General features: G+C 67.5%; 17 protein-coding genes. 10 read left to right on the plus strand and 7 right to left on the minus strand.

The genetic code is table 11. The features are described 5' to 3' along the window. Window positions 1-29 precede the first annotated feature (29 nt). From ACFVBH_RS24940 to ACFVBH_RS24965, 6 genes are all read left to right on the plus strand, one after another. A complete protein-coding gene (locus ACFVBH_RS24940) occupies window positions 30-1,028 on the plus strand; it encodes an acyl-CoA dehydrogenase family protein (RefSeq protein ID WP_379004962.1) in 999 nt (332 codons plus the stop codon). Further along, a complete protein-coding gene (locus ACFVBH_RS24945) occupies window positions 1,012-2,193 on the plus strand; it encodes an acyl-CoA dehydrogenase family protein (protein WP_354984425.1) in 1,182 nt (393 codons plus the stop codon). The genes ACFVBH_RS24940 and ACFVBH_RS24945 overlap by 17 nt, the downstream gene beginning before the upstream one ends. Before the next feature lie 2 nt (window positions 2,194-2,195). Next, a complete protein-coding gene (locus ACFVBH_RS24950) occupies window positions 2,196-2,987 on the plus strand; it encodes an enoyl-CoA hydratase (protein ID WP_354984424.1) in 792 nt (263 codons plus the stop codon). 103 nt (window positions 2,988-3,090) lie between these two features. Further along, window positions 3,091-3,585 carry a hypothetical protein gene (locus ACFVBH_RS24955; RefSeq protein WP_379004965.1) on the plus strand — a complete coding sequence of 165 codons (495 nt, stop codon included), beginning with the start codon at window positions 3,091-3,093 and terminating at the stop codon, window positions 3,583-3,585. A 101-nt stretch (window positions 3,586-3,686) separates the two neighbouring features. After that, the gene (locus tag ACFVBH_RS24960) at window positions 3,687-4,022 is read left to right on the plus strand and encodes a DUF6247 family protein (RefSeq protein WP_354984422.1); all 336 of its coding nucleotides are present in this window, start codon (window positions 3,687-3,689) and stop codon (window positions 4,020-4,022) included. Between the two features lie 2 nt (window positions 4,023-4,024). Further along, on the plus strand, window positions 4,025-4,279 hold the full coding sequence (locus ACFVBH_RS24965) for a hypothetical protein (RefSeq protein WP_379004967.1): 255 nt from the start codon (window positions 4,025-4,027) through the stop codon (window positions 4,277-4,279). Window positions 4,280-4,282: 3 nt separating this feature from the next. On the opposite strand, the gene ACFVBH_RS24970 is transcribed toward ACFVBH_RS24965, so the two are convergent. Genes ACFVBH_RS24970 through ACFVBH_RS24980 form a run of 3 tightly spaced genes read right to left on the minus strand, consistent with a single transcriptional unit; the run spans window position 4,283 to window position 7,832 of the window. Then, window positions 4,283-5,224 carry an HpcH/HpaI aldolase/citrate lyase family protein gene (locus ACFVBH_RS24970; protein WP_379004969.1) on the minus strand — a complete coding sequence of 314 codons (942 nt, stop codon included), beginning with the start codon at window positions 5,222-5,224 and terminating at the stop codon, window positions 4,283-4,285. Window positions 5,225-5,262: 38 nt separating this feature from the next. Then, window positions 5,263-6,447 carry a CaiB/BaiF CoA transferase family protein gene (locus tag ACFVBH_RS24975; RefSeq protein WP_379005881.1) on the minus strand — a complete coding sequence of 395 codons (1,185 nt, stop codon included), beginning with the start codon at window positions 6,445-6,447 and terminating at the stop codon, window positions 5,263-5,265. Window positions 6,448-6,455: 8 nt separating this feature from the next. Continuing rightward, entirely contained in the window at window positions 6,456-7,832 is a 1,377-nt protein-coding gene (locus tag ACFVBH_RS24980; protein WP_379004971.1) for an LLM class flavin-dependent oxidoreductase, read from the minus strand. A 68-nt stretch (window positions 7,833-7,900) separates the two neighbouring features. On the opposite strand from ACFVBH_RS24980, the gene ACFVBH_RS24985 reads away from it, so the two are divergent. After that, window positions 7,901-8,572, plus strand: coding sequence for a GntR family transcriptional regulator (locus ACFVBH_RS24985; protein WP_379004973.1), 672 nt, complete (start codon window positions 7,901-7,903; stop codon window positions 8,570-8,572). Between the two features lie 64 nt (window positions 8,573-8,636). Further along, entirely contained in the window at window positions 8,637-9,323 is a 687-nt protein-coding gene (locus ACFVBH_RS24990) for an ANTAR domain-containing protein (RefSeq protein ID WP_354984417.1), read from the plus strand. Window positions 9,324-9,337: 14 nt separating this feature from the next. On the opposite strand, the gene ACFVBH_RS24995 is transcribed toward ACFVBH_RS24990, so the two are convergent. Next, window positions 9,338-9,559, minus strand: a complete 222-nt coding sequence (locus ACFVBH_RS24995) for a hypothetical protein (protein ID WP_379004976.1) — start codon at window positions 9,557-9,559, stop codon at window positions 9,338-9,340. A 568-nt stretch (window positions 9,560-10,127) separates the two neighbouring features. On the opposite strand from ACFVBH_RS24995, the gene ACFVBH_RS25000 reads away from it, so the two are divergent. Next, on the plus strand, window positions 10,128-10,319 hold the full coding sequence (locus tag ACFVBH_RS25000; protein WP_379004978.1) for a hypothetical protein: 192 nt from the start codon (window positions 10,128-10,130) through the stop codon (window positions 10,317-10,319). Window positions 10,320-10,447: 128 nt separating this feature from the next. On the opposite strand, the gene ACFVBH_RS25005 is transcribed toward ACFVBH_RS25000, so the two are convergent. Further along, window positions 10,448-10,963, minus strand: coding sequence for a hypothetical protein (locus ACFVBH_RS25005; protein WP_379004980.1), 516 nt, complete (start codon window positions 10,961-10,963; stop codon window positions 10,448-10,450). Between the two features lie 211 nt (window positions 10,964-11,174). On the opposite strand from ACFVBH_RS25005, the gene ACFVBH_RS25010 reads away from it, so the two are divergent. Next, window positions 11,175-11,723 carry a ferredoxin gene (locus ACFVBH_RS25010; protein ID WP_379004982.1) on the plus strand — a complete coding sequence of 183 codons (549 nt, stop codon included), beginning with the start codon at window positions 11,175-11,177 and terminating at the stop codon, window positions 11,721-11,723. A 28-nt stretch (window positions 11,724-11,751) separates the two neighbouring features. On the opposite strand, the gene ACFVBH_RS25015 is transcribed toward ACFVBH_RS25010, so the two are convergent. Next, window positions 11,752-12,363 carry a TenA family protein gene (locus tag ACFVBH_RS25015; protein WP_379004984.1) on the minus strand — a complete coding sequence of 204 codons (612 nt, stop codon included), beginning with the start codon at window positions 12,361-12,363 and terminating at the stop codon, window positions 11,752-11,754. A 438-nt stretch (window positions 12,364-12,801) separates the two neighbouring features. Next, the gene (locus tag ACFVBH_RS25020; protein WP_379004986.1) at window positions 12,802-13,512 is read right to left on the minus strand and encodes an enoyl-CoA hydratase/isomerase family protein; all 711 of its coding nucleotides are present in this window, start codon (window positions 13,510-13,512) and stop codon (window positions 12,802-12,804) included. Between the last annotated feature and the right edge of the window lie 24 nt (window positions 13,513-13,536).

Raw genomic sequence — 13,536 nt, forward strand, 5'->3', positions numbered from 1 at the left:
CGAGCGCATCAGTGAGGAGGCGTGCCGGGATGCTTTTGGAGTTCGACTCCGACCAGCGGCTGTGGCAGAAAACGGTCCGCGAGGTCATCGCCAAACACGGTCCGCCCGAACTGGTGCGCGCGGTCGCGGACCGCGGTGCGAGCACCGACGAACTGTGGCGGGTGTACGTCGATCAGGGCTGGACCGAACTGACCGACCCCGCCGACGCGGTCGAGCTGGCCATCGTTCTCGAAGCCCTCGGCTACGCGACCGATCCGACGCCGTTCCTGGCCACCATGACCCAGTTCGCGCCCCTGGCAGCCGGATCCGGCGACGGCTCGGCCCCGGGCGCGGCCGTGTACGAGGGGGTCACCGCCTTCCACGACGGCACGGGCTGGTTGCTCAGCGGCACCGGGCGCCACGTGCTCGACGGTGATCGCGCCGAGCGGTTCGCCGTCGCCACCCGCGCCGGGGTGTTCACCGTGCCCGCCACGGACGCGATCATCCGGCGGGAGGCGGCGTTCGATCCCGTCCTGCACGTGGCGGAGGTGAGCTTCGCGGGCATCCGCGTCGGCGAGAGCGATCGGATCGACGCCGACATCGAACGCGGCCGCCACGTCGCCCTGACCGGTATGGCGCTGACCATGGTCGGCGCGTGCGCGCGCGTGCTGGACCTGGTGCTCGACCATGTCCGGGGCCGCGAGCAGTTCGGGGTGCCGATCGGCTCGTTCCAGGCGGTCAAACACAAGGCCGCCGATATGCACGTGGCCATCGAAAGAGCGCGGGCCCTGGCCTATTTCGCGGCTCTGACGATCTCGGCCGACGATCCGCGCCGCCGCGTGGCCGCCTCGATGGCCAAGGCCGCGGCGGGGGAGTGCCAGTCGCTGGTGTTCCGGCACGGCATGCAGCTGTTCGGGGCCATGAGCTACACGTGGGAGAACGACCTGCAGTTCGCGCTCAAACGCGCCAAGGCCGGCGAGCTGCTGCTCGGCGGAGTCGTGGCGCATCGGGCGCTGATCGCCGAGGAGTACCGTGCGACTGACTTTTGACGCCGAGGTCGAGGACTTCCGCGCCGCCTTCGTCGAATTCCTGACCGAGCACATGCCGGACCTGGCGCAGGCCCGCGCCGATCGCCCGGTCTCGAGCGCCGAGGTGCCCGACTGGGCGCGGCAGTGGCAGCGCACCCAGTTCGAGCACGGGTGGCTGTTGCCCGGCAACACACCGGAATTCGGTGGTCGCAACGCCTCGATCCTGCAGCAGTACGTGCACCTCGAAGAGCTGTCCCGCCGGCGCATCTACCACAGCTTCAACCCGCAGGGCCTGGGCATCGTGGCGGCGTCGCTGCTGTCCTTCGGCACCGCGGAACAGAAGAAGAACTGGGCCGTGCGGATCCTGCGCGCGGAATTGACCGCGGCCCTGGGCATGAGCGAACCGGGTGCGGGGTCGGACCTGGCCGGGCTGCGCACCCGCGCGGTGCGCGACGGCGACGACTTCGTGGTCAACGGCCAGAAGGTGTGGACCTCCGGCGCGCATCACGCCGACGTGCTGCTGACCTTCGTGCGCACCGATCCCGACGCGCCGAAACACAAGGGCCTGAGCGTTCTGCTGATTCCCACCGACACCCCCGGGGTAACCCGGCGGCCGTTCCCGTCCATCTGCGGTCCGCGCGATGTGGACTTCAACGAGGTGTTCTTCGAGAACGCGCGGGTGCCCGCGGAGAATCTGGTCGGCCCGCTGCACGGCGGCTGGGGCGTGGCCAACGGCTCGCTCGGCCACGAGCGGACCATGCTGTGGCTCAGCTTCGCCGACCGATTGCAGTGCCTGATAGACGATTTCGAGCCGCACAGCGTGTTCGACAGGGACCACTACGCCACCCTGGTCATGGACAATCTGTCGCTGCGCCTGCTCGGTTCGGCGGCGCTGGCGCGGGAGTCGCGCGGGCAGCAGGATGTGGCCGGGTTGTCGGTGCTCAAGCTGCTGGGGTCCGAGGCCGTGCAGACCGCCTCCGAGCACGCCCTCACCGCCGCCGGTCCCGAGGGCCTGCTGAACGAAATGTTCACGGGGCCCATGCATCCGCTGAACCACGACAACACCGTGGGCAGCTGGTTCGAACGGTACGCCCGCAGCTTCGCGGGCACCATCGCGGGCGGAACGTCCGAGATTCAGCGCAACATCATCGCCGAGCGGGTGCTCGGTCTTCCCCGGAGTCGATAAACATGAGCGAGTACATCCGCTACGAGGTCGCCGACAAGATCGCGACCATCAGCCTGAACCGCCCCGAGGCCGCCAACGCTCAGAACGGCGACCTGCTGGACGAATTGGACGCCGCCTGGACCCGGGCCGCCGCGGATCCGGAGGTCGCGGTCATCGTGCTGCGGGCCGAGGGCAAGCACTTCTCGGCGGGGCACGATCTCAAGGACAGCTCCTGGCCGGACCCGTCCCGGATCACCCTCGACACCATCTACGAGATAGAATCCCGTCGCTACCTGGAGTATTCGCTGCGCTGGCGCAACGTGCCCAAGCCGTCCATCGCGGCGGTGCAGGGCCGGTGCATCGCCGGGGCGCTGCTGCTGTGCTGGCCGTGCGATCTCATCGTGGCCGCCGACGACGCGCTGTTCTCCGACCCGGTCGTGCTGATGGGCATCGGCGGCGTCGAATACCACGGGCACACCTGGGAACTGGGGCCGCGCAAAGCCAAGGAGATCCTGTTCACCGGGCGGCCGATCACCGCGACCGAGGCCGAGAGCACCGGCATGGTGAACACTGTCGTGCCGCGCGCCGAACTCGACGCCAAGACCCGTGAGCTCGCCGCCCACATCGCCACCATGCCGCCGTTCGGCCTGCGTCAGGCCAAGCGTGCGGTGAACCAGACCCTGGATGTGCAGGGCTTCTACGCCGCGATCCAGTCGGTGTTCGACATTCATCAGACCGGTCACGGAAATGCGCTCAGCGTCAACGACTTCCCGGTGCTGATGCGACTCGAACAAATGAAAGCGAATATCGAGTAATTCTCCCACCGGATCTACTGTTCGTATTACCGTACGCCCGAGAAACACCCTTCGCGGGGCCCGTCGAGGCCCCGCGCTTCTCCCTTTCAGATGAGGAACCACCATGCGAATCTCTTTCCGTCGCACCTCCGCCGCCGCCCTCGGGGTACTGCTCGCCGCGGCCGCGCTCACCGGCTGTAGTTCGGACGACGATTCCACCTCGGCCAAGACCTCGGCCGCGGTGACCACCACGGCCGCGGCCGCCCGGGCCGACGAGGCCACCACGAAGGCCATCACCGATGCCTTCACCACCTTCTTCAATGCCAAGGCCCCCACCGAGCAGCGCGTCGCCACCGTGGAGAAGGGGCAGGAGTTCGCCCCGGTCCTGCAGGCCGCCGCGGCCAACCCGCAGGCCTCGGGCACCTCGGCCACGGTCTCCGCGGTCAAGGTCGTGGACGGCACGCACGCCGACGTCACCTACACCCTGCTGCTCAACGGCACCCCGGCACTGCCGGACCAGGCCGGCAACGCGGTCAAGGAAGGCGACGAGTGGAAGGTCGCGGCCATCACCTTCTGCGCGCTGCTCTCGCTGCAGGGCGGCACCTCCACCGCCTGCTGACCTGCGCGGACAGCGCCTGCTCGCCGCCGGCCCCGGGAAACGGGCCGAGTCCGGCGCGGCAGGCGGGCGACAGTGTCGAACCGAGCGGATATCGTAGGGCCATGGCCTCACCCGCACCGCGTCACGATCCCGACCCGGGCGCCCCGGCAGCCGAGCCCGGGGCGATCCGGGCCGCGCTGACGCCCACCCTGCGGGCGGAGTTCGATCGCGAATGGGAATTCGTGCTCGAGAAGGCCAAACAAAGCAAGGAACTCTCGGGAATTCACGAGCTGCTGCTCAAATGGCGGCATCTCGCGGCGGCCGAATTGCGGGAGCCGGGTGCGTATTTCGCGCTGCAGGCCAAGGCCGAGCAGATTCAGCGGACCGGGGCCAATCCCGGTGCGGGCAGCGTCGAGGACCTGCGCGCGTTGATCGAGCAGCGGCTGCGGGCGCGCTGAGCGTGTATCGGATCGTCCCCGACCCGGAAACTTTCGACCAGGTCGCGGCTCTGCCCCTGGATGCCCTCGAAGGCTATGCCGAGGTGTTGTCGTTCCTCGAACTCACCCCGTGGGCCGGGCACCCGCAGCACGTGGACAACCCCGAAGGCGCGGTGCGCTACTGGTTGTTCGGACCCGACTCGGCGGGCCAGATCGTGTACCTCGTCCTGGAGAACGTCCGCGAGGTACACGTGCTGCGGGTGTTGTGGATCGGCTGACGCTCAGCGTCCGGCGCTGACGGTGTCCCCGCGCAGCAGGTCGGGATCGATGGCGGCCGCCCGTGCGAGCGTGGCCTGAGCCATCTTGATGTGTGCGGCGTCGACCAGGACGCCGTCGACGCCGACCGCGCCGCGGCCGTTCGCCTCCGCCTCGCGGTAGGCGGCGATATTGCGTTGGGCCAGCGCGATTTCGGCCGCGGTGGGGGAGTAGACGCGATTGGCGATGGGAACCTGGGCGGGGTGGATCGCCCACTTGCCGGTGTAGCCGAGCAGCGACGCGCGGTGTGCGTCGCGTTCGTAGCCTTCGACGTTGCCGTAGTCCGGGTAGGGCGCGTCGATGGCGAGCACGCCGGCGATGCGCGCCGCGACCAGGGTCTTGTTGCGGGCGTAGTGCCAGAAGTCGCCGGGGTAGTCGCCGAGCGGCTCGAAGTTGGTGTCCACGCGCGCGCCCTGGGACAGCGAGAAGTCGCCGACGCCGAAGATGATGGCGTCGATCCGGTCGCTGGCGACCGCGATCTCCTCGGCGTTGGCCAGGCCCTCGACCTCCTCGATCAGCACCTCCAGGCGGATCCGGCGGGTGAGGCCCAGCTTGTCCTCGAGCTGGGTGAGCAGCAGATCCACCCACCACACGTCGCGCGCGGTGCACGCCTTGGGCACGACGATGGTGTGCAGCTTCTCGCGGGCGCGGGTGACGACCTCGATGATGTCGTCGTGGCACCACTTGGTGTCGAGCCCGTTGATCCGGATCGCGGGAACCGTTCGGCCCCAGTCCATCTCGGTGAGCGCGGTAATGGCCTTCTCGCGTGCGGACTCCTTGAGCGACTCGGGGGTGGCGTCCTCGAGGTCCAGGAACACCAGGTCCGCGCCGCAGGAGAGCGCTTTGGCGAACATGTGGTCGTTGCAGGCGGGCAGGGCGAGTTCGGAGCGCCGCACGAGCAGGGTCATCGTCGAATTCCTTCGTGGTTCGGGATTATCGGAGCGGGTCAGAGCACGCCGCGGTGCCGCAGGTCGGCCACCTCGTCGGCGCTCAGGCCCAGCAGTTCGCCGTAGACCTCGGCATTGTGTTCACCCAGCCGCGGGCCGAGATGTTCGACGCGGCCGTGGCTTTCGGAGAAGCGGGGTACCGGGGCCTGCACGGTCATCGTGCCGAGTTCGGCGTCGGCGACCGGGACGAAGACCTCGCGGTGGCGCAACTGCTCATCGCGTAGGAGGTCCTCGATATCGTAGACCGGCGCGGCGGCGACCTCGTGCGCTTCGAACGCCGACATCGCCTGGGCGAGTGTCTGTTTCGACACCCAGTCCGCGACGACGTCGTCCACCTCACGGGCGCGAGCCAGGCGGCGCTGCGGGTCGGAGAACTCCGCGTCGGTGACCAGGTCCGCGCGTCCGATCGCCCGGAACACGCGCAGCGCCAGGGCGGGGGAGCTACCGGACATGGCGAGCCATCTGCCGTCGGCGGTGCGATAGGTGTTGCGCGGCGCGGAGATGTCCCAGCGGTTTCCGGCGCGCTGGGCGACGATGCCGAGCTGGTCGTAGCCGAGCAGGGTCTGTTCGAGCAGGCGCGCGAGGGGATCGACCAGGTTGATGTCGATCAGCTGCCCGGGACCGCCGTGCACGTCCCGGTGATAGAGCGCCATCAGCACCGCGTAGGCCGCGTTCAGCGAGGCCACGCCGTCGGCGAGCATGAACGGCGGCAGGGTCGGCGGGCCGTCCGCCGCGCCGGTGATGTGGGCGAATCCGCTCATGGCTTCGCCCAGGGTGCCGAAGCCGGGACGCTCGCTCTTGGGGCCGGTCAGTCCGAAGCCGGTGATGTGGAGCATGATCACGCGGTCGTTGACCGCGCGCAGGCTCTCGTAGTCCAGGCCCCATTTGCGCAGCGTCTGCGGCCGCGTATTGCTCACCACCACATCGGCTTCGGCCACCAGCCGGCGCAGCAGATCCTGGCCTTCGGCGCCGCGCATGTCCAGGGTGATGGAGCGTTTGTTGCGGGACACCGACTTCCACATCAGGCCGACGCCGTCGCGCTGCGCGCCCCAGGTGCGGATGGGATCCCCGACCCCCGGTTGCTCGACTTTGATCACTTCGGCGCCGAATTCACCGAGGTAGGTCGCCGCCAACGGTGCGGCGGCCAAGGTGGCCAGGTCCAGGACCCGCACACCCGAGAGCATGGCGTTCATTACGCGACCGGTCCGGTGGGCACGGCCGGGCGGCGCACCGCGGGGCGATCCAGTCCGAGATGATCGCGCAGGGTGTTGCCCTCGTAGGCGGTGCGGAACAGGCCGCGCTGTTGCAGGCGCGGAACCACCATGCGCACAACGTCTTCGAACGATCCGGGCATGTGCGTGGCGGCCAGGACGAAGCCGTCGCAGGCGCCGCCGTGGAACCATTCGGCCATCTGGTCGGCGACCTGCTCGCCGGTGCCGACGAACCGCGGGCCCTGCAGCAGGGTCGCGCGGTGGCCGGCCAGGTCGCGGACGGTGACCGTCCCGCCGATATGGGTGCGCAGATTCTGCACCAATCCCCGGATGCCCGAGACCGAGGCGATCAGCTCATCGGTGACCGGGTCGTCGAGATCGTGCTGTGCGAAGTCGTAGTTCATCAGCTCCGACAGCAGTGTCAGCGACGCCATCGGGTGCACCAGGTCCTCGAGCAGCATGGCCTCGCGCTCTCGGGCGTGCTGCTCGGATTCGCCGACCACCGCGTACGCCATGGGACAGATCTTCACCGAGTCCGGATCGCGCCCGGCGTCGGCGATGCGCGCCTTCTGATCGGCGTAGTGGTTGCGGGCGACCTCGAGCCCGGGGTCGCCGGTGAAGATCAATTCCGCCCAGCGCGAGGCGAATTCGCGGCCGCGCCCGGACGAGCCCGCCTGAATGATGACCGGCCGGCCCTGCGGGGTGCGCGGGACGGTCAGCGGTCCGCGCGCGGAGAAGAACCGGCCGACGTGCCCGAGTTCATGCACCTTGCCGGGATCGGCGTATATCCCGGCCGCGCGGTCGTGGATGATCGCGTCCTCGTCCCAGGTGTCCCACAGTCCGCTGACGACCTCGAGGAACTCGTCCGCGCGGTCGTAGCGCTCGTCGTGGCCGAGATGGGCGTTGACGCCGAAGTTCTGGGCTTCGCTGTCGTTGACCGAGGTCACGACGTTCCACGCGGCCCGCCCGCCGGACAGGTGATCCAGGGTGGAGAAGGTCCGCGCCACATGGAAAGGCGCGTAGTACGTGGTCGAATACGTTGCGCCCAAACCGATCCGCGACGTGCTCTGCGCCAGCACACCGAGCACCACGCCCAGATCCAGCTTGACCGGCCGCGCCCCGTAGCGGACCGCCTCGGCCACCGAACCGTCGTAGATGCCCGGCATGGCCAGCCGGTCATCGAAGAACATCAGGTCGAAGCAGCCTTCCTCCAGCTGCCGTCCGACCTTCGCGTAGTAGGACGCGTCGAGGTACCCGTGCTCGGTGGCCGGATGCCGCCACGAACCCGCGTAGACCGAAGTGCTGCCCGCCTGCATAAAAGCGACCAGGGTCATGCGGTCGCGACGCTGTGCTGTCATATTGTGAACGTAACATCTGATATATCAGATATCAAACCTTGTATCCGGCACCTGCTAGGCTCCCGCAAATGGCATCGCGATCAGTCGATATCGGCGGCACAGTGCGCGAACGCGCAGCCCGTGAACTCCGTGACCGCATCCTCACCGGCGCGCTCCCCGCCGGCGCGCGCATAGACCTCGACGCGATCACCGAGGAGTTCGCCACCAGCCGCACCCCCGTCCGCGAGGCGCTGCTGGAGCTGTCGTTCGAGGGCCTGGTTCGCGTGGCGCCCCGCAGCGGCATCACGGTGTTGGGCATCAGCCCCGCCGATGTCATGGACAGCTTCACGATCCTCGGCGTCCTGACCGGCCAGGCCGCCGCCTGGTCGGCGGAACGGGCCACCGACGCCGAACTCGCGCACCTGCGTGAACTCGCCGACGCGGTGGCGAGCCACTCCGGCGAAGACGCGATAGCCGACGCCAATTGGCGCTTCCACCAGCAGATTCACCGCACGTCCCATTCGCCCCGCCTGCTGACTCAAATCAAACAGGCGGCCCGCGTGGTCCCCACGAACTTCCTGCGCGTCTTCCCCGAACACGAACAGAACGCCCTGCACGAACACGATCAGCTCCTGGAGGCGCTGACCGACCGCGACCCGATTCGCGCCCGCGACATCGCCGAACGTCACGTCCTCGATGCGGGCCGCTCGCTCACCGACTGGCTGCGGCGAAACGATCCGGGCGCGCCCGTGGCCGAGTAGCCGCCGGTTTGTCGGAGTCGGTCCCGGGCACTCCTCGATCGAGGATGGGAGGTGCTGGATTCCGATGAGCGGAGATGATGCGGTATTCGAGCCCGTCGACGACGACGCGCAGACCACCGAGTACACCGAGGTCGTGGGCAAGTTCCGGTTCTGGTTCGAGGACCAGCGGTGGGAGTGGTCGCCCGAGATCTGGCAGCTGTACGGGTACGAGCCGGGTGAGAAGGTGCCCACCACCGAGCTGCTGCTGTCGCACAATCATCCCGACGATCGTGCCGCGGTCGCCGACGCGCTGGCCGCCGCGATCCGCGACCACGGCGCCTTCGGCAGCCGCCATCGCGTCATCGACACCTCGGGCGTGCATCACCAGGTTCTGGTGGTGGCCGACGGGATGTTCGACGCCACCGGGACGGTGGTCGGCACCGAGGGATATTTCATCGACCTGACCGCGAGCATCGAACGCAGTCGGCGCGCGACCATCGAAGAGGCGATGCCGGAGTTGATTTCGGCCCGCGCGCAGATCGAACAGGCCAAAGGCGTGCTGATCCTGGCGTACGGCCTCACGCCCGACCAGGCGTTCGCGACCCTGCGCTGGCGCTCACAGGAGACCAACGTGAAACTGCGGGTCCTGGCCGCGCGCCTGGTCGCCGCCGCGCACGCGCTCCGCGGCGGACCCACCCAGCTGCGGATCAAGATGGACCACATCGTGCTGAGCCTGCACGAGTACGAGGATCCGCCGCAGGAACGCAGGTGATGTAGCGATCCCGGTCAATGCCCGGCGCGGGCGTGCCTGCCCGTGTCCGCTGCGGCCGTCATGGCGATCGGGCCCGTGAGTTCGCAGTCCAGGTGGGCCGGGAGCGGCAGGACAAGGGTTGGTTCGTCGAGTTCGCGGTGTATCTGGCGCAGGAACGCGTCGAGGCTCTCGTAATGGGCGAGGATGTGTTCGAGCAGTCGCAGTGCGGTCTCGTGTTCGGTGTGCGCGGTCGTCATCGATCCTCCATCAGGACAGGCGAACCGCGTGGTGCCGCGGTTCGAACCGGGCGGGCAGGCGTCGGCACCGGGTTAGCCGGGTTGGTGCCGGCTGGGTGCTACCCATCGGAGTCGCGGTAAACCGTGACCCGCGTGGCGTGACCTGGCGTGTCGATCCCTTCGCTCACGAATCCGGACATTCGGAACCACTTCGTGTGCAAGCTGTTTGAATCGCGAACAGCGGGTATCTAACCTGCGGCATCTCGCTGCCGAGGAGGCCGATCCTCACCGGTAGCGCAGCGCCAACCGGCCGCTTCGGCGGCCCGGGTCCCGGCCTGTAACGGGACCCTGCTCCACCTCGTGGCGGTGGGCGCCGGCAGCCGGTCGGCGCCCACCGCCACCCGTGTCGCGGGCCGCGTTCCGAAGAGACTCCGGAACCTCTCGTTGTCTGCCACGGTCATTCGCTGACATGTGTGCCGCAGAACACACAATCGAACGCCGAAAATAGGTGTGGCAGCCAGTTTTCCGGGAATATGGGCGACATCGGACCGCAGCGTGGCGGACATCGTTCCTGCGGAAGGTGACCCCCATGGCGATAACGCTCTTGATCACGATCGGCCTGGCCCTGCCCACGGCGGTGCTGGCCGCCTATTCGACGGTGGCCGCCGTCTATTGGTGGGAGCGCCAGCACGCCCGCCTGCCCGCGCGGGTGATCCAAACCTCGGACCCCTTCGTCCGGACGAGCCGCCCACCCATGCCGGTAAGCCGTCGGCGCTTCTAGGTTGATGCGTTGCGCCGCAGCCGTTTCGTGAGTGGCTGCGGCGCAATGAGTCACTGCGGAAGAACACACGTGGGCGACGAGCCGGCCGAACGTCCGGAACTGCCGAATACAGCCCCCGGCACGTAGCTTCAGAGCTCGAACCAAGCCACATCAACCCAGTGCGGAACCCGACCGGCCGCCAGATGAAGGTGGAAGTCGGGACCATCATGCACCCGATCCACCGTGGGGTCGGTCAGTTGGCTGACGGTGCAGACGTAGTCGCCGTTCGGGAGCTCGATCCCGGACCTGTACATATCCTTGTCCGCGTCCACAGCGCAGTCCTCGAACTGCGCAGACATCGTCACAGTCTCGTAGTTGACGACCACCAGCTCACCGCCGGTGACGGTGATCGGGCCAACGGCCTGGCGCACGACGGGCAGCGCGGGGTCCAGTGCGGTGGCCGAGACGTCGATCCGCCATTCGTCCTCGCCACCGGTTCCCCACAGCAGCAATGTCTTACGCTGCATCTCGGACCTGAAGCGGCCGAACAGCGTCTCCAAGGTCCAGTCCTCGTCCACGAACGACCTATAGGCGTGCGGGTCGACAAGTCCGAGGAATCCCGAATCATCAGCCATCTCTTCGATCCGGTGCAGAAACTGGATCATGCGGAAGCCCTCCCCGAATAGGTCGTCGATCAGATGCCCGGTAGTCGCCGACCAATTAGGCACGAGAACGCTTGTGGTACGCAACGCCCGCTCATGTCGCTTACAAGTCGGTTCGGCTGGCCAGGAGGCAAATGCGCGTGCAATTGCGCACGGTGACGACCGAAGGCTGACACGCATCGCCCCGTGCCGAGCAGTAGGGAATGCTGGTGTCGTGAGCGACCTACCGCGCCGCTGGGATCCGATGACTTCGGTTCAGCGCGATCTCAGCGATTCCGTCTACCACGGAGACAAGTGGCAGGACCGGCATTGGCTGAACGTGCCAGGTCCCTTCTATACAGGGCAGACCGACACCTGTTGGACCGGAAGGATTTACGCGCCGCGCAATGTCCTTTACGGCGGTGAGCACTACAACGAATTCGTCTATCGCCAGCCGAAGTCGCCCTCCGAGGTCGAATCCCTATTGGAAGCAGCGGACGCCGACCCGTTCGACGGTTACGCCTGCGATGGGGACTCGCGTTGGACTGCTGAGGCCGTTCGTGCGTGGTGGAGTGGTCGCGGCAAGGTCACCGAGCACCTTGCACAGTTGCTCGCCGAGTACACGAGTGAAGGCGCTCCCAGCCAGTCAGCCGATCCAGCGGAGGGCGTCCGGGACTTTCTCACCTATCTGGCCACCGACCTCGCCACCGACCTGCGGCGGTATGTGTTCAGATTGGAGAACGGTCTATATCCGGCCGACGACGACGCGCTGCCGCATCTGTAACGAGATCCTCCGCGGTTGCCGGCGGAGGTCACCTGGTGCTCAGTGGCACATCCCAGAACGCAAGTTCGTGGCGCATGCCCGTCAGGAACAGTTCCTCGGCGTTGTCGCCGCCCGCTTCGTCGAGCATTTGAGCGCAGCGGGCTGTGAGGGCTGCGAAGCCGGGGTCGGCGTAGGTGTCGATCCAGCGTTGGTAGCGGGGGTCGGCGGGTGGGTTCGCGGCGAGGATGGTGCCAAGGGTGGAGTAGCCCCACATACATGGGTAGAGGGCGGCCAGACCGTCGGCGTAGTTGTCGGCTGAATCCAGCAGGAACGCGGTGTAATTCCTGCACGGTTCGCCCTTGACCGCGCCGTCGAGGTCGGCGGCGAACTCCGTGGCCAGACCGCGGTGTAGTGAGATCTCGTCGTGCAGGGTGGCGTGCGCGAGGTCGACCAGGTCGCCTAGGTGGGCGGCGGGCGCCTGCCAGGCGAGGCGGGAGAAGACTCGGACGTAGTCGAGCAGGAACAGGTAGTCCTGTTCCAGCCAGGAGCGGAATACCGGCTCGGCGAGATCGCCTTTCGCGATCCCGGCCACGGTCGGGTGCGCTAGTTGCTCCTCGACAAGCGGGCGGCCCAATTGCTCCAGGTGTGCTGCAAGCCCCATACGAGTCGCCTCTCCTAACTCTCCCGATCGCGTGGCGACGGCACCGCCGACTGCCACAACCCCTTCGCGTCCGGTTGGACGGTGCGGTGAATGGCGCCGGGTCAACGCACCATAATGCCGCATACCGCGCTGACCGAACGATCCAGCCTGCCGCAGTGGAAGCTCAACCGGCAGTGGTGATCCGAGGTCAACCCGGTGCCATCGGGTCTATTGAGCGAAGGAATGGGAAGTCGACACCGAATTCGACCTCTACGACGATTGCCGCTCCATCGCTGGCGACGCGGGCACCCGCCCAGAAGGGCATCACCGCTGGCTCGATCGGTAGCGACAGCAATATCATCGCCGAGCGTGTCAGACGCTCGGCGAAAGGTCAACGGCCCGAGGCGAACTCGGGCCGGTGATGCGCACACTCATGCCCAGTTCGGTGCGGCCGTGAATCTACGCGCCACCCGCAGCGGAATCGTGGTTGTACTGCGCGACGGACCCGAGCAGGGCCGAGGTGGCGTTGCGATAGAGCGACGACTTGACGTGGCCGAGGGCGGGTCCGCTGGTTGCAGCCAGGCTTTGTGCGTGCTCCACAGCGGATTTCAGGAGGTCGTGCTCATCGGCGACCGCGTCGACCAGGCCCGTTGCCAACGCTTCCGTTCCGCCGTAGCGATGCCCGGTGACCAACGCACGACGGGCTACCGGTAGCGGCAGCTGCGACTGCGCCATTTCCACCATGCCGGGGGCATAGTTGACGCCGAGCGTGACGCCGGGAAAACACACGAAGCCACGATCGCCGCGCATCATCCGGTGATCATGCGCGAGGGTGAGAAAGGCCCCGGCGCCGTAGGCGTGACCGTTGATCGCCGCGACGGTCGGTATCGGCAGTGTGAGAATTCTGGCGAACAAGCGCAGGATGCGGGCGACATTCTCGTTGATCCGGTCCGGGTTTCGCGCGGCCCACTCCACATCGAAGCCGGTGGAGTAGAACTTCCCGGCACCGATCGTGACCAGCCCGCGGGGTCCGGAGGTCGCGGCGACCTCATCGAGCAGAGTCTCCATTTCGCCGACCCAGTCCGGATGGAATCGGTTCTCGGTATCGCGCTCACCCGGGTTGCCCAACTGGAGGATGAAAACTTGTCCCTCGCGCTGCAAGTACGGCATCGGGCCAACATATCCCACGGGCAG

This window comes from Nocardia sp. NPDC057668 (assembly GCF_042799795.1).
GTDB lineage: Bacteria > Actinomycetota > Actinomycetes > Mycobacteriales > Mycobacteriaceae > Nocardia.